Source organism: Bacteroidales bacterium (genome assembly GCA_014860585.1).
Classification (GTDB): Bacteria; Bacteroidota; Bacteroidia; order Bacteroidales; family 4484-276; genus RZYY01.
The window spans coordinates 12,731-36,652 of the sequence record JACZJL010000102.1 but is presented as its reverse complement, the minus strand read 5'-3'; the positions used below and the strand labels follow the sequence as shown (position 1 = coordinate 36,652).

The following is a 23,922-nucleotide window of genomic DNA, read 5'->3' as shown; positions in this document are numbered from 1 at the left end:
TCTGTAAGGTTTTAGAATTGTAAATTAACAGTTAAACCAAGATTTCTTGTGGTTGGCATAACACCTGATTGCCATCCCTGGATGTTTCCTGAAGATTGAGAAGCTTCCGGGTCAGCGTGAGTGAGATCTTTGCTGATAATCCAGACATTCGAACCTACCAGGCTGAATGTTACACCCTGTAAAGCGGTGTTGGCAAGCTTGGCTTTGGGCAGGCTGTATGAAAGCACAAGTTCTCTGAGTTTGATATAGGATGCATCAAAAACGAATTTCGAATTGGGATTTCTGGAATAACCAAATACACGATAGTCGCCACCTGAAACTCTAACGTCGTTGGGTGTTCCATCTGCTTTTACCCCTTCCAAAATTAAACCGCCACCTTCGCTGATGGGACTTCTTACGGGATTACCCAGGTCGTTAATGAAATCTGTTTCTTCATAAAGCCCGGTAGCCATACCGTACCACTGGTCAAGTGAGAAGATGCTTCCGCCTTGCTGGAAATCAATCAGGAAGCTGAATGACCAACTCTTGTAAGAGAAAGCGTTGTTGATACCACCAAGCCAATCGGGATTGATGTCGCCAAGAATAATATCTGATGTTTCGGTTCTCAGATAGTAACCGTTTGATCCGACAATCGGCTGACCATTCTCATGATAGACATAGTCAGTACCCTGAATAACGCCATAAGGCTGTCCTTTACGGGCGTTGATTGTTACACCACCCTGAAGTGAAGCCAACTGGAGGTTTTCAAGTCCTTCTTCCAGTGACACAACGGTGTTTTCGTTCTTTGCCCAGTTGAGTGTAATATCCCAACGAAAATCCTTGTTGAGGACGGGAGTTCCACGAAGTGTTAACTCAACTCCTTTGTTTTCCATCTCACCAGCATTTACAAACTTACCGGAATATCCTGTTCCGTAAGAAACGGCTACCGGGATAATCTGGTCGATGGTGTTGTTTTTATAATAGGCAATGTCAATTCCTAACCTGTTTTGCAGTAAAATGAATTCCAAACCGGTTTCAATACTGGTTGTGCGCTCAGGCTTCAGGTCTGAATTGGCTTTATTGTTGGGTACCGAAAACATGGCAACGCCGGCAAATAGTCCGCTATTGTCATAAGTATCCTTAATACTGCCCCAAGGAGCATCGTTACCTACCTGGGCATAACCTAAGCGGAATTTACCCAATTGCATCCAGGTAACATCTTCGAGCAGGTTATGGAACAGGAAACTTCCTGAAACTGATGGGTAATAATAATCGTTTTCTTCTTCCGGGAGTGTGGATGATTGATCCCTTCTGATGTTGGCATCCAAATAGACCAAATCTTTCCATCCCATTGATACACCGGCAAAAATACCATTTACACCAATTTCAGATAATCTTTCCTGTGGTGGCTGCAATTGGTTTTGACTGTTTGAAAGTGCGTAGAGGCCTGGTATAATCAAGCCACCATCAGTAGAAGTATAAACCTGGTCAACAGTTGACCTTCTGATGTTTGTACCTAACAGTGCATTAAAGCTGAGGTCATCGGTCAGGTATTTATTAAATCTGGCAAGGAAGTCAACGTTGGTTTCATCAAATCCCCTGTCAAATCTTGCATAACCTGAAGTTACATCTGGACGGCCTACACCTAATTCACCTGAAACTGAACCTACGGCTTTTCTTTCTTCCTGTAATTCATTATAGGTATCAATAGATGCGCGCCCCATAAGACTCAGATAATCAGTGATTTTCCAATCAACCTGAGTGTAGGCAATTAAACGATTTCTTTCGTCATTCTGATAGCTTTGAAAACGTTGGAAGTATGGATTATCCCAATAAATCGGCTGGAGATTATTTTCATCAACCGGATTCCAGGTGATGTTTTCACCGGTAAGGTCATACAATTCTTTTTGTTGAAGTACGTCAACATTTAATTGCCACCACTGACGGAATGACGACATGATGTTATCGCTGTAACCTGTTGAGTTACGGCCTTTACCACGTGTGTTGATGTAGTTTGCAGAGGCAGAAACTGTCAGATTATCAAGAATATCATGGCTTCCGTTGAATAAGAAGTTGTTTCTTTTCAACGAACTGTTGGGCATGATTCCTGTTTGATCGAGGTTGGTATATGAAAATCTGAATGTTGTTTTATCTCCACCACCTGTGATGTCGATGTTATTGCTAAATGACCAGGGTGTTTCAAAGAATTCTATCGGGCCATTTGCTGCATTAACCCATGGGGTTTTCTTCAAGTAGTTTGGACTCTTTGGATAAAAAGCATCATATTGGAAAACCATCAGGTTTGGATCGAAGACCTCGCCCATTGATGCGTCCTCTGTAGAAGGTACAACAAGATCAAGGGTTCCGTCGCCGTCAAAATCATACTCATAAAGGCCGGGATGGTCGCCTTCACTGTAATAAGGACCATAGCCTGCACCATAGTTTTTCTGATATTTCGGGAAAGTGCTTTTGTCAATAAAACCGGTAGTAACATTGGATGTCAGCGAAACGCCAAGGATTCTGGCCGGTCCCATTGTTTTTGTTCCCTTTTTGGTGGTGATCTCGATAACACCGTTTGCAGCACGTGAACCGTAAAGTGCAGTTGCGGCAGCACCTTTCAGCACGTTGATCGACTCGATGTTGTTCGGGTCGTAGTCAGCAGCAGCATTACCATAGTCAAATCCGGCACGCCCGCTGAGCTGTCCGGCATTATTGGTATTGTCATTGTTCACAGGAATACCATCTACTACGATCAGCGCCTGGTTATTACCGGTGATTGATGAGTTACCACGAATGATAATGTTGGAGGAACCACCCATGTTGTTGTTGGCTTTTACCTGAACACCGGCAGCTTTACCAGAAAGGCTGTTGATAAAGTTGTTGCCTTTTACTGTGTTGATGTCCTCGTTTCCTAATTCCTGGGTTGAGTAACCCAGCGATTTTTTCTCACGGGTGATACCTAAAGCAGTAACAACAACCCCTTCGATGGCAGTTACTTCCGGTTCCATCGATACATTAATGACATTTTCAGTGCCAATAGCTACTTCAAGTTGCTTCATACCTACGAAGGTGAACCTGAGAATTTGAGCGTCTGCCGGGACAACTAATGAATACTTGCCCTGCATGTCTGTGGTTGTTCCGACTGTTGTACCTTTTACAACAACCGAAACTCCGGGAATGGTACTCCCGTCTTCAGCATTGGTGACAGTACCCGATAGGGTCCTGGTTTGCGCCAATGCTACCTGCATTCCGATGAAAATCATCAATGCAATTAAAAGCGTAAATTTTCTCATCATAAGAATTGTTTAAGTTAGTAAATGAATTAAAAATCAATCAGTTTAAAAGAACGAATGGGTTTACCCTTTCTTCAAATGATTAAACCAGAACAAAAATTTTAAAACAATTCGCAGAGAAAACCTTTCTTTCGGCGTCATTTCTTCTAACGGCGCTACATGGGTCAGGCTTAGACTTTGAGTGTCCTATTGAAATATCAGTGCAAAGGTGTATATTTTAATTTGTTTTAGCCTAATCTTTTTAAAATTTTTTTTAGGAAAATTGAAAAAAAACAAAAAAGACCGTCCAAACGAACGGCCTTTTTTGTTTTTTAATGGTTCAAAATCCTATTGATCCCACCACAATCTGTCGTTTAAGGTGAGCCCTGCAGGTGTATTGGGATTGTAAAGTCGTTCATCCAATGGGTAAGGAATTCTCCTTGGGATGGCGTTTTCTACAGCGTCAGCCGGGGTTGGCAGATCATCCGGGAAACCGGTTCTGCGATAGTCAGTCCAAACCTCAGTGTGCAAGTAAAGCGCAACGTATTTACCCATCATGATTTTCTTTAAAGTGATGGATGATGCATCTTCGTTAGCATTAATGGCTTCCCAGGCTTCATCGCTTACGCCATGTCTGGCCAATGAAGCTTTTACTGCGTCATTGTAGGCAGCGGCAGCGCCGGCTTTATCGCCCGTCTCATGTAATATTTCTGCTTTCATGAAAAGGAACTCAGCATAAGTCAAAACAGGAACATTGGCGTCGGGTGCATCGTAAAAGTCTCCACAGAAGCTTGCTGAAGTTACCTGACCGGCTGGTGGAGAACCAACATATAATGTGTCTGGGTTTAATTTGAAATAAACAGGTACACGTGGGTCAGCGTTTGAGTTCATCAGGTCAACCAGGTATTTACCGGCACGGATATCGCCACGATTGCTTGTAAAGTTGTAGCGTGGGCTGCGCGCATTGGCGGCAGTACCAAATTTGAACTGGAAGTCATCAGCGTTTTCCGACATGAACATTGCGTTGCCGTCGTTAAGAACAGATGCTGCTTCTGCATATCCACTTTTTTTGGATTGATGTAATTTGTACCTCAGTTTCATGGTCCAGGCAAGTTTTTTCCATTTATTCAGGTCGCCTTTGTAGATCAAATCGGCAACAGCAGATGGTTTAAACAAACTTTCGGTTGCGCCTAATTGAGGGATGGCAGCGTTTAGCAAACTATCAATGATGAAATAGATCTGTTGCTGGCTCTGATAGGCTGGTGTGAGGTTACCACCCTCTCCCTGATGTGCTTCATAGAATGGAAGGTCACCCCATGAATCAGTATTGTCACCAAGGATATAGGCAGTTAAGATATTGGATACCCCTTCATAGTTTGGAGATTCAGATGCAACTGATTTCTTCCTCATTTCATAAAGGTTTTTCAATGCGTTGGCATTGAGTGTATTCCACAGATTGTTCACGTCTGATTCAAGATACAGGAAACGGTCGAAGGCGTATGCCTGACGGTCAACACCGCTTTGGTGCTGCATCCAGATCGAAGGTGCGCGGCTGTGGTCGCCACCGAAAGAATAAAACATAGCCCCCTGGGTGGAAGGTAAAAGGAGGTCTAAAGGAACATCTGAAGGACTGTTCGGATCTACGTTGATTTCTGGGTCAATCCACTTCTCGCAGGAAGAGAAAAAGACCACCGTCAACATCAAAATACTTAGTTGAAATACTATTTTTTTCATATCTATAATAATTTTAAATTTTACAATGATTATAAGTTAATCCTTAAACCTACCATGTAACTCTTTATTCCTGGCATATTAAAATAATCGAGACCCTGGGCGTTATCGGAGCCATAGAGGCTGGTTTCAGGATCTACGCCATCATAAGGTGTGCTGAGCCATAAGTTACGACCGGTGAAATAAACTTCTGCTGATTCTAAGCCCCATTCATTCATGGTTTGTCTTGGGAGCATGTAGGAGAAGGTCAATTCTCTCAATCTTACCCAATCGGTATCGTCAACATAGGGAGCGCCGGGGCCAAAGAAACCGCCGCCATTACCTGTGTACCAGGCTTGATCTAGAACGGCAGAGATATCGTTGACCGATCCGTCTGATTCTTTAACGCCGTCGAATACAATTTCGGTTCCACGTGCTTCAGTTTCTTTTGTCATACCAAAGTTCATAAGGGCGCCACGGGTTCCGTTCCACATCTTACCTCCAGTTTTGATATCAAGGAGGAAATCAAGCCTGAAGTCTTTGTAGGACAAACTATTAAATATGCCAAGGGTCCAATCCGGAAGTACATTTCCAATATTCTGATCCTCCGGATCCATCATTGGATAACCATATTCGGGGCTGTCCGGATCATCATTGATAATGAGCTGTCCGGCATCGTTTCTTTGGAAATCAGTTCCGAAGATACTACCATAAGGATTACCAACCACGGCTCGTACTTGTTTACCCACAAAACCACCTAAGAATACACTTTCAACACCGTCGGCAAGTTTAGTGACTTCGTTTTCGAGTTTGGTGAAATTAAAGTCCAAATCCCATTTGAAATCATTGTTCATTACAGGAGTTGTCTTCAAAACGATTTCGATACCCGTGTTGGTCATCGAAGCAGCATTTAGGTTGGCATTATAGTAACCGGACGATTTTGCAATCGGAACAGAAAGAATCAGGTCTTCGTTCTTCATGTCGAAATAGGTAAAGTCAAATCCGATGCGATTTTGCAAAAAGCGCAAATCGAAACCAACCTCAAAGTTTTTAGCGGTTTCAGGTTTCAAATCAGGATTGGCCAGTGTATTGGCTACCATGTAACCGGCAGTGCCGTAGTTGGGGAATTGAATACCAACGGTTGTCCATCCGTCTCCTGCTGTTGCGCTGCTGTATGTTGGTATAGTGAAAAATACCGGTGCATCGTTACCAATCTGTGCATATGACGCTCTGACTTTACCAAATGAAAGTACGCTGTTATCCTGCAAACCGGGAAGTTCGGTGAAAACAAACGAACCACTTACTGATGGGTAATTAAAGGTATTGTTAGCCTCGGGTAATGTGGTTGATTGTTCACGACGCATTGTTACGTTAAGATACAACATGCTCTTGTAATCCAATCCCAAATCGGCATAGAATGCCATTGTACGCTTTCTGCTATTGTATTCAAAACCATAAACAGAAGCCGCATTGGACAGATTATAAAAATCGGGCACAACCAAACCGCCGATACTGTTGTAAAGATTTTGATAATCGGATTGAAACAGGTTATTTCCGAGTAAGAAAGTACCTTTCAAATCATCGGTAAGATTGAACCTTGCTGTGGCAAACAAATCGGAGTTGAGATCTTGTCTGAAATAGTGGTCCTCATAAACCTGGCCGGTGGGAGAGGTACGTGAACCGATTGCAATAATCTGCTTCCTTCTGTCAGTGTAAAGGTCCGTACCAAAACGATAAGTAAAATCTAACCAATCGGTTGCAGCAAGATCAAATTGGATGCTTCCTATGAAGCGGTTAACTTTATCTTCAAACGGGTTTTTATTAACCGTCCAAAATGGGTTATCATATCCTCCACCGTTATAAGCGTTTCTCTGTCTTCCATCAGGAAGCATGTATGAAGCTTCATTATCCACAGGGTCATCAACTCCTCCTGATACGTCAAAGGAAACAGGCATTCTTGTTAAAGCAAGCATAACACCTGAAGTATTGGAGCCCTGCTGAATTCTTGTTCCTCCGGAATTAATATAAGACATACGTCCGGATGTTTTGACTTTGTTCGAAATTTTGGCATCTCCTGCTAAAGCAATTGAAGTCCTGTTGAAAGTGTTGTTAGGTACAATACCTTCGCTTCTGAGGTCAGATATGGAGAAGTAATATGTTGCATCAGTGCTCCCGCCTGAGATAGAAAGGCTGTTGTCGTAAGTAATACCTGTCTGGAAGAAACTATCGTAATTATCATAAGCCTTCATTTGCGGAAGATTAGGATCATCTGATACGATCGGTGTTCCATCAGGATAGTATGGTGTTTTATTGTTTACATCTAACCTTAGGTCTGAAAGCAATGGGCCGAAAGATGCTGTTGTTCCTCCGAGGTTAAGGTTACCGCCGCTTCCCTGTGCGTATTTATCCTGGAGGGTAGGTAACTGCGAAACTTGCTCGAATCTTACTGAAGAGTTGAAACTAACATCCATTCTCTTACCGGGAGTAGCGGAGCCTTTTTTTGTAGTAATGACTACAGCGCCGTTGGCAGCCCTGATTCCGTATAGAGCCGTAGCAGCACCACCTTTCAGAATACTCATCGTTTCGATGTCCTCGGGGTTGATGTCAATTGCCCTGTTGGAATATGCTACCCCTGCGGTTCTCGTGGTTGATGCCAGTTCGCTGTTGTCAATCGGGATACCATCAATGACAAACAATGGCTGATTGTTTCCGGTCATTGATGAAACACCTCTGATGGTCATAAATGATGATGACCCGGCGGCACCTGATGAACTGGTTACTGATACACCCGCTGCACGTGAAGCAAGAGAGTTGATAACGTTGGTGTTACCACTGCGGGCAATGTCCTCGCCACCAACAGCCTGAACAGAGTAGCCAAGCGCTTTGGTTTCGCGCTTTACACCAATGGCAGTTACAACTACTCCTTCGATTGCCGTAACTTCTGGTTCCATCGTTACATTAATTACATTTTCCACCCCGATGGGCAGTTCAATGGCCTTCATCCCCACAAAGGAGAACTGAAGAATCCTGGCATCTGCCGGAATTAACAAACTGTATTTACCCTGCAGGTCAGTAGTTGTTCCGACTGTTGTCCCTTTTACAACAACCGAAACTCCGGGAATCGTGCTCCCGTCCTCGGCACTTGTCACAGTACCCGAAAGGGTTCTGGTTTGTGCCTGCGCAACTTGCATACCGATGAAAAACATCAATGCAAGGAATAGTGTAAATCTTCTCATAAATAATAGTTTTGGTGAATTAATTAATTAATAATCAAATAGTTTAACAATAAAACGCCTATTTAAATTAAACTTTAAATACTTCATTTTCTGAAAAACGCCGCTAAAATACAATAAATCTGTGATTTGGACAAATAAAAAATAACAAAAAAATGACTTTTCATTAACCCTGAATTAACATTGAGGATTCGAAAGTCCAATTATTTCATCAAACCTTATTGTTTATAGACCCCGGTTTTGTTTAATCAGGTAGTGGAAAGTAAAGCTTAACACTTCATTATACTGACCTTTATTTAGGTTGTACGTTTGCCCCTGGGAATGGGGTCTGACCGGAAGGATGGAATTGGAATACCTTATATTAAAGCTCCATCGCTCGTTCAAATGATAAAACAAACCAATATTTATGCTTAAATCAATCGGTTCGAATGGATTATCGAGTAATTGAAAATCTGCTTCTTCGTATGAGCTGATCAATACGCCCAGCGAAGGTCCTGTTTCAAGGGTAAATCTTGGGTGGAAATCCCATTTGTAATGTAAAAACAGTTCAACATAATTGATCCTTAATAAATAGGAACTGTAACCATTGGTAGAGTCTGGATTCATCCGGCTGCCTTTTTGAACAAAATTCAATTCCATTTGTGCTGAAGATCTTTCGGTGAAATACCTGTTTACAAAACCACCGGCATACATCCCTGCTTTATTTGGCCCTTCAAGCCTGTCGCCGGAGATTTCTGTTGCTGATATCCCTCCAATCAATCCACCGTTAAATTCCTGAGATAAAACAAAAAAAGGTGTAATAAGGAATAACACCTTAATTAATAAGTATCTTAATTGCATCTTTCTCCTGTTAAAGTTTGAAAAAGTAAAAATAATACTAATTTTACAACCGACATCGAATAGCTGATTGCCTTTAACATTCACTAGTGGCTATCCATTGTTAATCAATCCATAAATACTATGATACAACAAGAAAGTTACAAGATTCTCCTCGTAGATGATGAAAAGGATATTCTTGAGTTTTTGAGCTATAATCTGAAAAAGGAAGGGTACCAGGTTTTAACTGCCCGTAATGGTGCGAATGCAATTAAGATTGCCAGACAGGAGTCTCCGCATCTCATCATTCTCGACATGATGATGCCAGAGATGGATGGAATTGAGACCTGTTCCGAAATGAAACTAATTCCCGAACTTAAAAATTCGATCATCATCTTTCTTACAGCAAGGGGTGAAGATTACAGTCAGATTGCCGGATTAGATGCCGGCGCTGACGATTACATCACAAAACCGGTGAAACCAAAGGTATTGGTTAGCAGGATAAAAGCACTGCTGCGCCGATACAAGCAAACCGAAAGTGAGTCGAACGAGATAAGGCTGAAAGATTTTGTGATTGACAGGGAGAGGTATCTCATCAGGCGGGATGAAAAACTGATCACCCTTCCCAAAAAGGAATTTGAGTTGTTGTTGCTGCTTGCCTCCAGACCCGATAAGGTTTTCACCCGCGAGGAAATATTTACCAATGTTTGGGGAAACGATGTGATTGTTGGCGATAGGACCATTGATGTGCATATTCGGAAAATTAGAGAAAAGCTTGGCCTCGATGTAATCACAACAGTTAAAGGCGTTGGTTATAAATTTGAATCCTGATGAAAAATACCGATCCGGTAAGGCTCTCCTTAAATAATGCACTGCTGATTGTCGCTATTTTCTCGATCGCCTATTTTCTTGTAACCAACTTCTTTTTTGAGTTTGAGCTGCTGCCTCTTTTAATTCTCGACTTTTTATTGCTTTTGCTGGTGTTTATCACGTTTAGATATACCCTTGAGAAGTTCATTTATCAAAAGATTAAGCTCATTTACAAAACAATTTATAATCTGAAGCGACAAAAAGGAAGTAAGGTGGAGCCACGCGAATATCAGCAAAACACCATCGAGCAGGTAAATCAGGAAGTTCTGGAGTGGGGGGAAAAACAAAAATCAGAGATCGACCAACTCAGAAAGGCCGAGGCTTATCGTCGTGAGTTTATCGGAAACGTTTATCATGAACTGAAAAATCCTATCTTCAATATACAAGGCTATGTACTTACATTGCTTGATGGCGGACTTGAAGACGATACGATCAACCGCGAATACCTGTTGAGGACCGAAAAAAGCATCAACAGGATCATCGCTATTGTCGAAGATCTTGAAACTGTTTCAAAACTTGAAACGTATCAAGTCCAGATGACTTTAAAACCATTTGATATTATAGAATTGGTGAGGGAAGTATTTGAATCGCTCGAAATCAAAGCACGTAAGCGTAAAAAGGAACTTAGTTTTGGCAGCAGGTACGACCGGCCTATCAATGTATCGGCTGATGTAAAATGGATCAGGCAGGTGCTTGTAAACCTGATTGACAATTCCATCAAATATGGGAATCCAAAGCAAGGCAGAACAAAGGTGAGCTTTTTCGATATGGATGAGAATATTCTGATTGAGATCACCGATGACGGACCAGGTATTTCGGAAAAAGAACTCCCCCGGATTTTTGAACGGTTTTACAGGACTGAGAGTGCCCGATCCCGCGAAAAATCAGGTACCGGCCTTGGGTTGGCTATCGTAAAGCACATCATCGAAGCGCACGATCAGACCATAAATGTCAGAAGCCGTCCGGGGGTGGGTACAACGTTTGCATTTACACTGAAGAAGGGGTAAAGCGAATTTATTCAACTTGAATCAGAACGGATACCCAATGGCAATATTCAGAATCAGGTTCTCCCGTCGCCAGGATCCATTGCCGAACTGAGCTTTGCTGATGAGCCACCGTTCACCTTCAGGCAAATCGGGACTGCGCAAAGGGAGTGCAAGATCGAAACGGATTACAAAGAAATCAAAATCAATCCTTAGCCCTAAACCCGTGCCAATGGACAGTTCTCGATAAAAAGTATTGAGATCAAACTTCCCCCCCGGACGCTGTTCATCGTCATTGATCAACCAGATGTTTCCGGCATCGGCAAACAAAGCGCCTTTGAAATAACTGTAAATCGGGAAACGATATTCGAGAGAGGTTTCCAACTTGATATCTCCGGTTTGATCAACATATAAATCTGATTGATCTTCGGGAGTCTGGTAGGTTCCCGGCCCCACTGTTCTTGCCCTGAAAGCCCTTACACTATTAGTGCCGCCAACATAAAACTGCTTGATATAAGGTACTGTTGAAGAGTTCATATAAGGGATTGCCGCCGAAGTGATGAGACGCCAGCCCAACTGGCTGTTTTTTCCGGTTTTATGAAAATACCTGAACTCCTGTCGCAATCTTACAAATTGGGAATAAGCTACATCCAGCAACTCATTTGGGTTTTCAGGGTTTGTTTTTTCTCCGCCAGCTGCTCTGAAAATCAAACTTACCAGATTTCCGGCCAGATCAATGGATTCACTAAGGTAGAAATTCCCCTTCTTGTATCTTTTGTGCATGTTGCTCAAAATATAGGTGTAAGAGGTTCCGATGATGAATTGCTCGTCAAAGCTTTTACGGATGTTTGGATTTTCGTTAAGGTACTCTTCAAATTCAGGAGAGCTTTCGGCAAGTTGAGTAAAACTGACATCCACCGGCCGGTATAAATGATTTACCCTTTCGCTCGGCTTCCAGGAATAGCCCCACGAGGCATAAAAGGAATTCAATCTATACAGGTCAACCCTGTCGTAAATCCCTCCTCCAAGGGTCAAAATGGATTTGGGAACAAATTGTTTTGAAGTCTTTTTTACAATGTTTGCCGGAACAATTCGTGGCATCTCCAGCGAAGCATCGAGATTTACTTCATAATTAACCTGTCCTTTGGTATCGCCACCTGTTTGCCATTCGAACCTGCCTCCAAGCGTAACAGTCAGCAGCTCGGCGCCCCTGAAAAGATTTCGGTTTTTTACGATCAGGTTTAGTCCCGGACCGGCAAAGTTGTTTGTTTTTGTGGCAAGACTCATCTCGGCGCTTAATGAAATTTTGCTCACCGGGGTTAAAAAGAGGTTCACATCCATTTGCCCGGTGGTTGTATCAACCTTCGAAAAGTGGGCGTTGGTGAATTTATAAACTCCCAGACCCATCATGTAACGCAGGGTGTTGTGATGATTGGTGCGGGTGTAGAGGCTGTCTTTCTCAAAAAAAACTGCGTCAAGAATGATTTTTGGTCTGAACAGGTTTTGGTTGGAAATATAGAAATAATTCCCGACGCGTGAAGTGTCAGGATTGTAATCCTGCAATGAATAATCGTCCGAAATGTAAACATTGTTAATCCTGTAAGGAACAAAAGCTTCTTCCAGAATAGTTGGTTTAAGATTTATCTCCACATCAATCTGCCGCTCCCCAACTGCGGTATCAGCTTTAAATAAGAGATAATCAGGACTAAAATAAAAATATCCCTTGTTTTTTAACAGCGCATCAATCCGGTCGCGTTCATCCTGAAAAACACGCAAATGATACTGTGCTTCAGGCTTTAATAATGACTCCTGATGCATGTCGTGAATTTCTTTTTGAATGCTTTTATCGCCATCAGGATAGGATATTGATTTTAAGGTGTAAGGTTTGCCTGTAAAGGCAGTAAAAGTTGCAGTTGCTGTCTTTCGTTTTAGGTTAATTGCATGACTGACAGTAGCGTCAAAAAAGCCGCGGTTCTGCAAACGGTTTGCCATTGCAGCATCAATGTTTTCAGGGGCAAGGTCTTTGATTAATGAAGGTTTTTCACCAAGTTTGTATTTCAGCCAATACCAAAATCCTTTTTCCTTTTTTGGCTCTTTTATCGTATTGTGTAAACTGAGGAAAGGGCGCATCCATAATATTTTGGTATTTGTTTCCAACTCAATCAGGCCGGTAAGTTCGTCTTCAACTGTACCCTGGTTGTGAATTTTACCATCTGCCGATTCAAACCTGATTTTGGAACCCGTGTAAAGGTATTCTTCATCTGCGATTTTTCTCAGGCCGGTGCAGCCCGAGATGATCAGCAGGAGCAACCAAAAACAACTATGTTTTACTGCTTTCTTCATTTGTTTTGGGGCTCACTTTTTATTCCTTCAATGGTTGGCGCAGCGATATTTTGGATGCTGTCATTTTGCTTTTTTCCTTTTTTCAGGATGGATTGGAATTCTCTTTCAAAAATGAAGGCGATACCGCTGTATGCCACCTCTCCATCAAAAATATCGTATGCATTTTCTCTGTAAACGCGCAGTTTGTACTTTCCTTCAGGATCAATAGAATAGGTTACTGCAAACTCTCCCCACATTTCCTGCGACGACTGGTTGGTGTTGTTATTTGAGCCTTCCACATCAAAAGAACCCTGGGCTTCCACCGTCAGCCTGTCGTTCATCAGCTTTTTCGACACCTGTACTTCAAGCTCAGTTCGGACTTCACTTGAACTTCCCGAATAGTCTTCATAAGAATTCAACCCAAAGTTCAGGTCAACATTTTTAACATATTTGCTCGAGATTTTATTCATCTGATCGGCCAGAATACCATTCACACTGTTGCGGGCTGCCGTTGTGGCAATGTTTGCTGTTGAACTGCCTGTCGAAGCAAAGGGATTGTCGGCAATGAAACTGCCGGTGACCAGTAGTGCAAAAACCTGTTTGTTCCGCTCCGATTCCATTTCCGGTGTGTTTAATTGTGACAATTTACTGGCCACCTGCGGGTAATTGACCATGTATTTGTCAGGGAGGGTAATGTTGAAGCTGATTTCGGGCTGAGCAATGAAACCGTTGATATTCAGCAAAACGGAGTAAGGAAGGCGCTGTTTGTACATATTTTGCTCCGATTCCGTCATTGAAGAAGACTCATTGGCAACCAATGCTACTGAATTTGTTGTGACTTCGTATCCGGCAGTAATGTTAAGACTGGCATCCATCGGCTTTCCCGACCAGGAAATATTGCTTCCCTGCTGAAAGGTAAAGCTCTTTTTTACCAGTCCATAAAATGAAAGCTGGTATACACCGGACCTGACTTCGTAAATGCCTGTGATCGTTTGATTACCTGAACGATCGGCAGCAATGCTCAGGACAGCTGAGCCGCTAATGGTAAGGTAATCGCCCGACCGGGGATCAATAATGACTGTAAAAGTGGCATCCGGGTCAATCTGCAGGTTTGCTGTAAGGTCAATCCCTGAAATCCGGGATATGATCGAATCGGTGATGTAATCGCCGGTAGTGGCAATCACGGTGGAATCACTTTGCAAAGAGTGATCAACAAACTCCACAATACCTTCGGGAGTGACCAGCTTCAATTCGCTACCTTCCATCACATAAGTGAGATTTGTCCCTTTGTTAAGTTTTACATTGGCATCCACAATAGGGCTTTCAGGGGTTCCTTGCAGTTTCAGGTCGGTGGTAATGAAAAGGTTCCCGTAGAAAGTTTTATTGTCAGTGGCACTGCTGCTGATGGGCTTGAAATTGTCAGAAGCAATTTGAAGGTCAAAAACAAAATCGTTGTAGTTTTCGGTCAATAGACTGCCATTGATGGAGAGTTTCTGCTGTTGGTCATCTTCGATCACAAATTGATCGAAATGTAATCCTCTTTTGTCAAAAGTCAATTTTTCGTTGCGAAGACGGGTTTGAAAATTCAGGCTGTTGATGGTTGCCACTGCTTCTTCAAACCCGATAACCCCTGCAATCACAGGTTTTAAAATGGTTCCGGTAATCGAAATCTCTCCTGTCACTTTGCCGCTCATATCGGATGCCGCGCCCATTGTATAGGCTTCCATAAGATAAAGATCGGTAAACCCGATCAGCAACTCAAGATCAGGTTCCGGAGTTTTGTTCCAGTTTAAAATGTTGCCGGTGAGGCTGAGCTCGTTCTTCAGATTTTTTAATTGAAGATCTAATTCAAGGTTGGTACTGTCGGCTTTTGCCTTGATTGCATAGTTACCGGCAAGTTGGTTGAGCAGGAAGAGGCTGTCAATTGCCAGGTCAATGTCATATAGATATTGACCGTCGCTTTCGCCAAAAGTGATCTCCCCGCCAAGCTTTCCTTTGACCGGTTCATCAAAGCCGGCAAAATCAACAATGTTCAACAGGTTCTCCAGGCTGAATGCGTTAAACTCAAACTTTTGTTGGCGATCTTCGGAAATGAAAACAACTGATTTATCCTGATTTGTGAAAAAGAACTGATGCGATTCGATTCCCCCGGGTTGAATCCTCAGATAGTTGTCTTCCTCTACTGACCAGGTCTGCCCATCAAGGATCAGCCCATCCCGGACAAAGCTAATTTCTGTGGCGCTGTCGGATACTTTAATATCATTTAAAAACAGATACCTGGGATTTCCCTGACTGTCCAGAATTTTTATTTCGGATAAGATTTTCCCTTTGCTGACTGACTCATGAATAATAAAATTTTGGAGACTCAAAGAGTCATAGCTGATTTTTCTGAGCTCAAGAGAAAATGCCAGGCTATCATTTTTTCCGTTAACTTCCATCGTCAGCGTATCCATGATAATACTCCCGTAAACCAGGTTATCCAACCGCATCTCAACGGAAAGCTCATTATTTTTACCTGTGTAGGAGCCGTTCATATTTTTGATGTCCGACAGATTAAACGTTTCGCCAATTTGATTCTTTAAACTTTCAGGAAAATGGGTATCAATGGAAAATGCAATATTGGTTTCCGGCGAAACGCCAACAGAATCGGTAATGCCAAAATACTGCTTCATCGCAGCGCCTATAACGCCTTGTAGTTCATCAATTTTGAAATTTCCAGTCAGGGACGCATCAACGATGTCTGATTTCAATGCCGCCCTGATGCTGTCATTGAAAACCATTGCTTCTATCTCAAGCAAATTCAGTGGCAAAACCATTTTTTCCGCGACAAGTTTTGTGCTGGTTGCTGAGATGGCTGCATCAAAATTCTCCATGGAAGCATAGTTTGCTCTGGCCAAAATTGTGGTGGAGATTATATTTTTGCCATTCACAAAATTCAATGCTGAAAGATTGAGCGTATCCAGGTTAATCTGTGCGGAGTAAGTTTGCATTTCGCTGGTCATATCCGCTTCAAGGTTGAGATCAAACAAAAGGTTCGGGTCTTCGGATTGCATGTCGAGCCATAACATTTTGCCATTTGCTCTGGCATTGGTATTAATATTTTGGTAAATGTAGTTGTTGAATCCGGCTTTGAGGATTGCCAGTCCGGCAACTGCGGCAATGGAATCACTTGCAGCCCCGGTTCCGGCGACGCTGCCGGACAAGTTAAGGATTCCAAAAGTCGTATCGGCGAGCAGCAACCCGGCTTTGAAATCATTGATCTCAAAGGTTACGTTAAAAGTATCCCGCGCTGTCTTGTTGATTTTTTGATAAAAAGCGCCGGCTGAAACCTTACCAAAATCAGTATTGACATAAACTTCGGCGTCGAAGTCGTTCATCTTTCCAATCGCTGCACCTTTTATTTTAAGGGATTCCGGGAGGGTAATTCCGGTGAACACTGCGGTATCAATAAACAAGAACAGATCAGCCGGCTTTGTAACAAGTGATTCGATCGTGAGGTTGAAACCAAGATTTGACACATCCGGAAGCCCTGTAATGCGGCCATTTGCTCTTAATTGTGTAGATTTTAGCCCACGAAAATCCAAACTTTCAATTTTCAGATTATTCACTTTGCCTTCAACTTTAGCAGCCACTGTGATCGTCTGGTTTTGAAATTTCCCCAAAAGGCTGTCAGCAGCAAGGTCGGGAGCGAAAAGAAAAACGTCTTCAGTATTGACTGATAGTTTATTGAGAAGGAGGGAAATAGCTGTTTTCCCAATCTCGTTTTGCAAATCTTTAAACGACGCAAAGCCAAGCCGGATATCACCGGAAATGTTGCTTTTTGAGGTTTCAATTTCAAAGTTGTTCAACTCAGCAATCTGGTTGCTCAACTCAATCTGAGCTGTTAATTGATGAAGATCCAGCCCGCTTTGTTCCTTAAAACTGATGGTTTGAATATCGGCCTGCAACCCTTCAGGTGAAACTCTCAGGTTGCCGGTTTTCAGCATTAAGCCTTCCACTGACAGGTGCCCGTAATCTAATCCTGCAGAAACTTTTGGCGCCGAGACATCATCATATTTCAAATCAACCTGCTCAATTTCGATCTTGTCCATTGTAATCATCCAGTCGGGAAAAATGGAACTTTGAACAGGATGATCAATACTGACCGCATTTTCATTTTCTGGCGTAGAAGCCAGTTGAGCCTCAAAGGAAGAATTTTGGAGGATTAATTCACCCAAATCCAGTTCCTGCCTGTTTAGGTCAACACTTTTGGATGTGAACGTCAGGTTGCCAACGGCGGCTGAAAAATCCTGCTGTTCATCTTTGTTGACGTACCTCAGATGGACATTCTCCAGATTGAGCAACTCAAGCCCGACGATCGGCAAAGAGTCTGGTTTTGATTCATCTGAAACCGTTTCTTTATCCAATGGCTTTTGCACATCCCACATCTCCACAAATCCAACTGTATTTAAAAGGTCAAGCTTCTGTGCCTCAAAATCCATGGTCGTCAGGTCAAGGGTTTTAACAAGAAGTAACAGTTGGCCAAGATTCAATGTGGCATTTATTCCAACCACCTCATCATAATATCCGGCGTAAATATTCTCCAATTCGATTTTCCTGACGTTGATCAACCAGGGAGCGCGTTCCTCATTTCCAGGCGAAGGTATAGTGTCGGTTGGGGTAAATGCGTCGAGGATAAACTGGAAATTGAATTTATTTTCAACGCCATCCCGTCGGATATGACTTACCAGTCCTGCGATGCGCAGGTTATTGACATTGATTTCCTGCCTTATGATTTTTAATAGATCAACATTAATGCGGATTTCCTCGACATAGAGCAAGGTATCTGATTGCTGGCCGGTGACGAAAATTTCGTTGATAAGTACAGTCTTTGGAAAAGCAATTTTTACCCTGCCAACACTGATCTCAGTGCCGATTTTTTTGCTGAGCGAATTACTGATTTTACCGGTAATGAAAGTTTGAATGGAAGGGATGTTTATTAGTATGATCAGGATAATGAAAAGGGCTGCCAATGAACCTATTCCCCAGGCAAACACCTTAATTACCCGTACCAATAAATATTTCTTTATAGTTTCACCCATCTATGCGTTGAAGAAATGATTTTCCAAAATTCGTAAATTTTGGCAAACAAAGGTATTTTACCTGTACTTGTCCATTACCAAAAAATATTGATTGCAAAATTGTTCGGGCAGTATAAACCATTCTTCCTTGCAGAACTGAGATTGGCGTGTTTAAGGGTGCAGCAACCGGGTAGGAATCATGAGTAAAAACCAGGTTTCTAAAACCGGTATCCAATCATCACCATATAGCGATAACCAAGTGTGCTGGTCTTTTCTGATCCGCTTTTTCTAAAGCCGTCGCCATCAATCACCTGGCTAAATCCAGGTATTTTTTCGTTAAGATAGTCACTGATCACTTCATAGAGTTTGCTTTCGTCATCAGCGGATAAATCAGTTTGGATATTCACTTTAAAATTGTAAAAACCATAACCCGGCCCAATTAAAATCATGTCCAGGGACATTCTGTCCCAGAAAACAAACTGGTAACCGAGCTCAAAACCAATGGTATGGATGTTCATCAACAATTCGGTTTCAAGGTTTCCCTGAAAGTTTTCTGTATTGAGCGTCCAGTTGTTGGTTCTGTTGAAATGATTATAGGAATAGTAAGGACCAATGTATATACCCCGCGGTGGTGCGTGTTTGTTCTCTTTTTTCAAATAGAAACGGTAATCTGCCGACAAATTCAATCCTATGTCCTTGTAGGAACTTTTCAAATCAATTCCGATGGAGTCGGTGTTAATACTGATCATTTTCGGATAAGAAGTTCTGCCGATGTTCACCGAAAATGACTGGTTATTTTTCAATATTCGCTCGTAACCGACTACAATGGCTTTATCCCCAAAAATGAGCGGGTTTGTGACATTGAGACGCACCGTGTTCATACGCGTGGTGTCGGATTGTGAAAATGTAACTTCTGGATTTGCAAGGACAAGTACTATGAAGATCAATACTATTTTACTAATGAGGAGTAATTTTGTTTTCATGGCCAGTCAATTTTAACGATGAATTTAATTTTTAGCAAAACAAAATTACTCTATTTCAGGATCAAAGGGTAAAATACGGAAATAATTTTTGGGATTGGGTTCGTGTAATGGTCTTCTCCTAAGCACTCACCTATACTTAACTTTTCAGCAGTTGCTTTATTCGTCCCTGCCAGGCCTGCAGGTAAATTCTTTTGGTAGATTCGTTCAGGAAAGATGCGGCAATCATTTTCTCGACCATTGCTGATTTTGATAGCAAAGAATCCCCAAAGTGCATCTTAAGGCACTTTTTTTTCATTAAAACACCGCAATTTCAGGTAATAACATATAATAGAGCAGTAAAGCGCACTATTTTGATGCACTCGTAAAAACAGGCTTTGAAACCAAAATATATGTGATGTTTGCAACGTGCATTTTACTTATCGATGATTTTACCCAAACAGTTACTTTTGCCTCATTCAAATCCATAAAATGAAAGTAGCGGCAACCGGCGCCAGCGGACACGTGGGTATAAACCTGTGCAGGCAACTGACCATGCAGGGGCATGAAGTCAGGGTGTTGGTGCACAACAATTTCGGCAGGCTGCCGGAGTTGAACGTTGAGATCATCAGGGGGGATTTGTTTGACCATCAAAGTCTTTTACAATTGTTCGGGGGTGTGGAGGTGGTTTTTCATTTGGCTGCAAAAATCACTATTGATCAAAAGGAGACGAATGCTGTTTTCAAAATAAATGTAGAGGGAACAGCGAATGTGATTAAGGCTTGTAAAGAAGCCAGGGTTAAAAAGTTGGTTCACTTCAGCACCATTCACACGCTCAAATCTTTTGGCACTGAGGAAAAGCTTGATGAAAGCAATCCTCTTATTTCCGGATCTAAGATCGTGTATGAACAGTCAAAAGCGGAAGCCGAAAAATTGGTGATTGTTGCTTCGGCAGAGGGTTTGGATGCAGTGATCTTAAATCCTACAGCCATTGTCGGGCCTTATGACTATAAGCCATCTTATCTGGGGCAGGCTTTGATCAAAATATATAAAAATCAATTGCCGATGCTGGTTCCGGGAGGCTACAATTTTGTGGATGTGCGGGATGTGGCTGATGCTTCAATCAAAGCGGCTACTTTCGGTCGTAGTGGCGAACGCTATGTACTGGGTGGGCATTGGCTGAGTTTAAAAGATCTTTCGATACAGATCGGGGAGCTATTCAATCGTAAAACACCAACGTTTAAAGCACCGACATGGGTTGCCAGGGTTGGAATTCCATTTATTCAATCCTGGGCAAAACTTTCGGGCAGCCACCCGCTTTATACCGCCGAATCGCTTGAAATCCTGAAATCGGCCAGCAAAAATATTTCGTATTTGAAAGCCACTAAAGAACTCGGCTATGCTCCCCGCCCGATGGATGAAACTCTCAAAGATACTTTTACCTGGTACAAAGAAAATCAAGTAGTTTAGCCCCATGATTTCAAAGGAACTTTTCGACATCATTGTCATTGCCTGGATAGCCATGGCCATCCTGATTTTGCCTGTTCTCATCAAAGTCACCGCACCTTATGGTCGCCACACAAAATCAAGTTGGGGGCCGATGATCAGCAACCGTTTGGGATGGTTCATTATGGAACTGCCGGCGCTGGTGATTTTTTCATTTTTCGTGCTCACGGGTAAAAATTTTACTCAAACCATCATTTTCATTGCATCGGTTTTATGGATAATCCATTACGTGAACCGGACACTGATTTTTCCACTAAGAATCAGAACAAGGAACAAAAAAATGCCGCTTGGGATAGTGGCGATGGCTTTTTTCTTCAACATTGTTAACGGATTTATAAACGGCTACTGGCTTGGTTACCTGGCTCTTCCATATCCTGAATCATGGCTTTACAATCCCCGGTTTGTTGCCGGAGTGATTTTGTTCATCACCGGTTTCATCATCAATCAGTACCACGATCAACTGCTAATCCGGCTGAGAAAAAACAGCGGGAGTGCCTACAAGATTCCTTTTGGCTGGTTATTCCGCTATATTTCATGTCCAAATTTTTTTGGTGAAATAATAGAGTGGGGTGGATTTGCGCTGCTAACCTGGTGTCTGCCTTCGTTTTCCTTTTTCCTCTGGTCAATGGTCAACTTATTACCGCGTGCCATTGACCATCATCGCTGGTATAAAAATACTTTCCCCGAATACCCGAAGGAACGGAAGGCGGTGATACCGTTTTTACTCTAAATCGTCAGCGAATATTGCAGCAGAATGCTTCGCATGGCCTCGGCCTTTAACGGACGGAGGGAGTACCATCGGTTGGTAAGGTTGGTTGATGTAAGGGATAATTTGTGACGATCGTTGAATGTGTATCCAATTCGCAGGTCAATCACCAGGTTGCCGTTGTTGTGGTTGTTGTAATAGTTCATGTACTTCACCGGTTGCACAGAACCTCCAGCCGCAACGGTCGCACGCTCAAAATCGGCGATGGCCTTGTCGAGGTTTTCGATTTTGCTGAAATATTTCAGGCTTACGCCGGGCGAAAATTTCCTGTACTCAAATTCGATGTCTGCTTTGAAAGTGTGTAAAAACCGGTACTTTAAAATTTCCCTTTCGGGATTAACGCTAGTGTTTCTGTAGGTGAAATCAGTTTTCCCCGTCGGATTATAATCGTTGGCAAACACCAGATCGGGTTCAAGCGACTTGGGCATGATGTAATTGTATCCAAAAACAGTATTCATCAGCAGGCTGCTATGGAGTTGGGCTTTTCCGACAATGGATGCGTCAATGCCAACAATTCTTGATTTTCCGGTATTTAAAAATTTGAAGCCGGCAATGGAAAAAGTGTAGGTTGAATCCCAGAAACCAAAAAGGTACTCAATGGTGTTTTTGTAATCTTGTTGAAAAATGGCAACATCCAGGTAGCCCAGGTAGTTGGCAAATTTAAACCCGCGTCTGACTCCGATTTCAGCATTTAGGCTTGTTTCCGGAACAAGATCCTGGTTATCGTAAACGCCGAAAGTTCCGAGGTTAATTTTTACAAAGCGTTCGGCAATGGTCGGGTAACGGTAGCCCTGTCCAATAGACATCCTGAGATAGGTTTCCTGCATCATCTTCAAAGAAGCGCCCGCCCTGAATATTGTTTTCACATCACCACCCTCGCCGTTGAGTGCGTTGTACTCAAACCTGAGGCCTGCAGAGAAATTGATGGTTTCCAGGATTTCATGCTGAATTTCAGTATATCCCGACAGGTTGAAAAGGGTGTTGTCGTCGGTTCCGGAGGCATTGTACATTTTTGCATTGGTCATGGTGTATTGCGTTGAGAAACCTCCGATAAACTGGAACCCATTCAGATTGGGATAATCCCGCCGGTAATTGTAATCGGTAAAAATTACTTTATTACGCACCGACTGGTTGTTGGTCATCTGGTTGTCGTTATACATCCACCTTGCTTTGAAACTGTGCTTGAATCCCATTTTGGAAAAATAATTTACAAAGGGATCGAGGTAATACTGGAAATGATCCTGGAGAATGACTGCGCCCGGATAAGCCCTGTAGAATCCGGCGGAATCGTCGAGCCAGGCAAGCATCATCTTGGTTTTGTCGTAATTAATGTTGCCATTCACACCATAATTCAGCCCGGGGTATTTCTGGCTGCGGTGGCGGATATTAAAATTCAGCCCGAGGTTTCGCTCAGTCATTTGCGATTCGCTGAAATCGGTGATGGTATCAACAACCATGGGTAGTGTTACCGGTGGTCCCTCATAGCCGTGGTCAAATTTTACCCTAGCACCAATCACTATATCGGTATTTTTAATTATTCTCGAATGCATGTAGCTGGCGCCACCGATACCCGGAAACTGGTCCCACCATTTCATATAACTGTATTTCGGATTGCTGTAAAATCCGCTGTAAACCTTCACTTTGGTCAATGGTTCGATGCCGGGATAGGCCGTGCGGATGTATATGGCGCCGCTTAGCGACGACGCCCCTGACAGCACGGAAGAAGCCCCTTTGACTACTTCAATTTGTTTGATGTTTTCGATCGGAACAATATCCCAGTAAGGCCGGTTGGCATCTCCCGATAATATGGGCATATCGTCAATAAAAACTCCCACCTTGCTCCCCACGCCAAAAGTGAATCCGCTGCCTCCTCTTATCTGTGGCTCACCATCCAGGATATTGAGCCCCGGCGTATTGTCGAGAATGGCTTCAATTTTTGTGAGGTTGCGTTTTTCGATTTGCTCAATCTGTATTACATCCATCGAAACGGTCAATTTTTCCAAATTTTGCTCAAACCTGCCTACCTTAACTTCAATGCCTTCGAGCTTTGATGTAAACAGTTTAAGTGTGATATTTCTTTCGATGGTTTGTCCGGCTATAATGGTCTCGGCAAGCGTATCAGAACTCATGCCGGTGTATGAAACAACAAAGGTGTATATGCCAGGGGTCAATTCCAATTTAAAACGTCCATCCACATCGGTAGCAGCGCCCAGGGTGGGATTTTTTTGCACCTTAATACTTGCCCCGATAAGTGGTTGTCTGTCCTCCTGATTAAAGACCTGTCCAACAAAAAATCCGGTCCCCTGCGAAAATGCAAGTCCTGATAGTAAGAAAAAGTATAGAAAAGAAGCAAGTTTTATCAGATTTCTCAAATTGTTGTGTTTTGCTGCTTTTAATAAAACTTTTATTTCGTCATTTTGACAAATTTCAGTTACCAGCATCTTTC

At 42.6% G+C, this 23,922-nt stretch carries 13 protein-coding genes; 4 read left to right on the top strand and 9 right to left on the bottom strand.

Annotation, left to right across the window (positions count from 1 at the left end; translation table 11 throughout):
• Positions 1 to 11: 11 nt before the first annotated feature.
• From IH598_10640 to IH598_10625, 4 genes are all read right to left on the bottom strand, one after another.
• Positions 12 to 3,275, bottom strand: coding sequence for a SusC/RagA family TonB-linked outer membrane protein (locus IH598_10640; GenBank protein ID MBE0638967.1), 3,264 nt, complete (start codon positions 3,273 to 3,275; stop codon positions 12 to 14).
• 324 nt (positions 3,276 to 3,599) lie between these two features.
• Entirely contained in the window at positions 3,600 to 4,985 is a 1,386-nt protein-coding gene (locus IH598_10635) for a SusD/RagB family nutrient-binding outer membrane lipoprotein (protein MBE0638966.1), read from the bottom strand.
• A gap of 29 nt (positions 4,986 to 5,014) precedes the next feature.
• Positions 5,015 to 8,197, bottom strand: coding sequence for a SusC/RagA family TonB-linked outer membrane protein (locus tag IH598_10630; GenBank protein MBE0638965.1), 3,183 nt, complete (start codon positions 8,195 to 8,197; stop codon positions 5,015 to 5,017).
• Between the two features lie 222 nt (positions 8,198 to 8,419).
• On the bottom strand, positions 8,420 to 9,034 hold the full coding sequence (locus tag IH598_10625; protein MBE0638964.1) for a PorT family protein: 615 nt from the start codon (positions 9,032 to 9,034) through the stop codon (positions 8,420 to 8,422).
• Positions 9,035 to 9,154: 120 nt separating this feature from the next.
• Between IH598_10625 and IH598_10620 the strand changes: the two genes are divergently transcribed.
• Positions 9,155 to 9,841 carry a response regulator transcription factor gene (locus IH598_10620; protein ID MBE0638963.1) on the top strand — a complete coding sequence of 229 codons (687 nt, stop codon included), beginning with the start codon at positions 9,155 to 9,157 and terminating at the stop codon, positions 9,839 to 9,841.
• Positions 9,841 to 10,887, top strand: a complete 1,047-nt coding sequence (locus tag IH598_10615; GenBank protein ID MBE0638962.1) for a sensor histidine kinase — start codon at positions 9,841 to 9,843, stop codon at positions 10,885 to 10,887. The genes IH598_10620 and IH598_10615 overlap by 1 nt, the downstream gene beginning before the upstream one ends.
• Positions 10,888 to 10,908: 21 nt before the next feature.
• On the opposite strand, the gene IH598_10610 is transcribed toward IH598_10615, so the two are convergent.
• From IH598_10610 to IH598_10595, 4 genes are all read right to left on the bottom strand, one after another.
• Complete coding sequence (locus IH598_10610; GenBank protein ID MBE0638961.1) at positions 10,909 to 13,206, bottom strand: BamA/TamA family outer membrane protein; 2,298 nt, start codon at positions 13,204 to 13,206, stop codon at positions 10,909 to 10,911.
• The gene (locus IH598_10605; GenBank protein MBE0638960.1) at positions 13,203 to 18,239 is read right to left on the bottom strand and encodes a translocation/assembly module TamB; all 5,037 of its coding nucleotides are present in this window, start codon (positions 18,237 to 18,239) and stop codon (positions 13,203 to 13,205) included. The genes IH598_10610 and IH598_10605 overlap by 4 nt, the downstream gene beginning before the upstream one ends.
• Positions 18,240 to 18,463: 224 nt before the next feature.
• Positions 18,464 to 19,228: a DUF3575 domain-containing protein gene (locus IH598_10600; GenBank protein ID MBE0638959.1), complete on the bottom strand. Its 765-nt coding sequence runs from the start codon at positions 19,226 to 19,228 to the stop codon at positions 18,464 to 18,466.
• Positions 19,229 to 19,364: 136 nt separating this feature from the next.
• A complete protein-coding gene (locus IH598_10595; GenBank protein MBE0638958.1) occupies positions 19,365 to 19,523 on the bottom strand; it encodes a hypothetical protein in 159 nt (52 codons plus the stop codon).
• Between the two features lie 173 nt (positions 19,524 to 19,696).
• On the opposite strand from IH598_10595, the gene IH598_10590 reads away from it, so the two are divergent.
• Positions 19,697 to 20,674 carry an NAD-dependent epimerase/dehydratase family protein gene (locus tag IH598_10590; protein ID MBE0638957.1) on the top strand — a complete coding sequence of 326 codons (978 nt, stop codon included), beginning with the start codon at positions 19,697 to 19,699 and terminating at the stop codon, positions 20,672 to 20,674.
• 4 nt (positions 20,675 to 20,678) lie between these two features.
• Positions 20,679 to 21,440, top strand: coding sequence for a DUF1295 domain-containing protein (locus IH598_10585; GenBank protein MBE0638956.1), 762 nt, complete (start codon positions 20,679 to 20,681; stop codon positions 21,438 to 21,440).
• Here IH598_10585 and IH598_10580 read toward each other — a convergent pair.
• Positions 21,437 to 23,848 (bottom strand): TonB-dependent receptor, encoded by a 2,412-nt coding sequence (locus tag IH598_10580; protein MBE0638955.1) that lies wholly within the window; start codon positions 23,846 to 23,848, stop codon positions 21,437 to 21,439. The genes IH598_10585 and IH598_10580 overlap by 4 nt on opposite strands.
• Positions 23,849 to 23,922 lie beyond the last annotated feature (74 nt).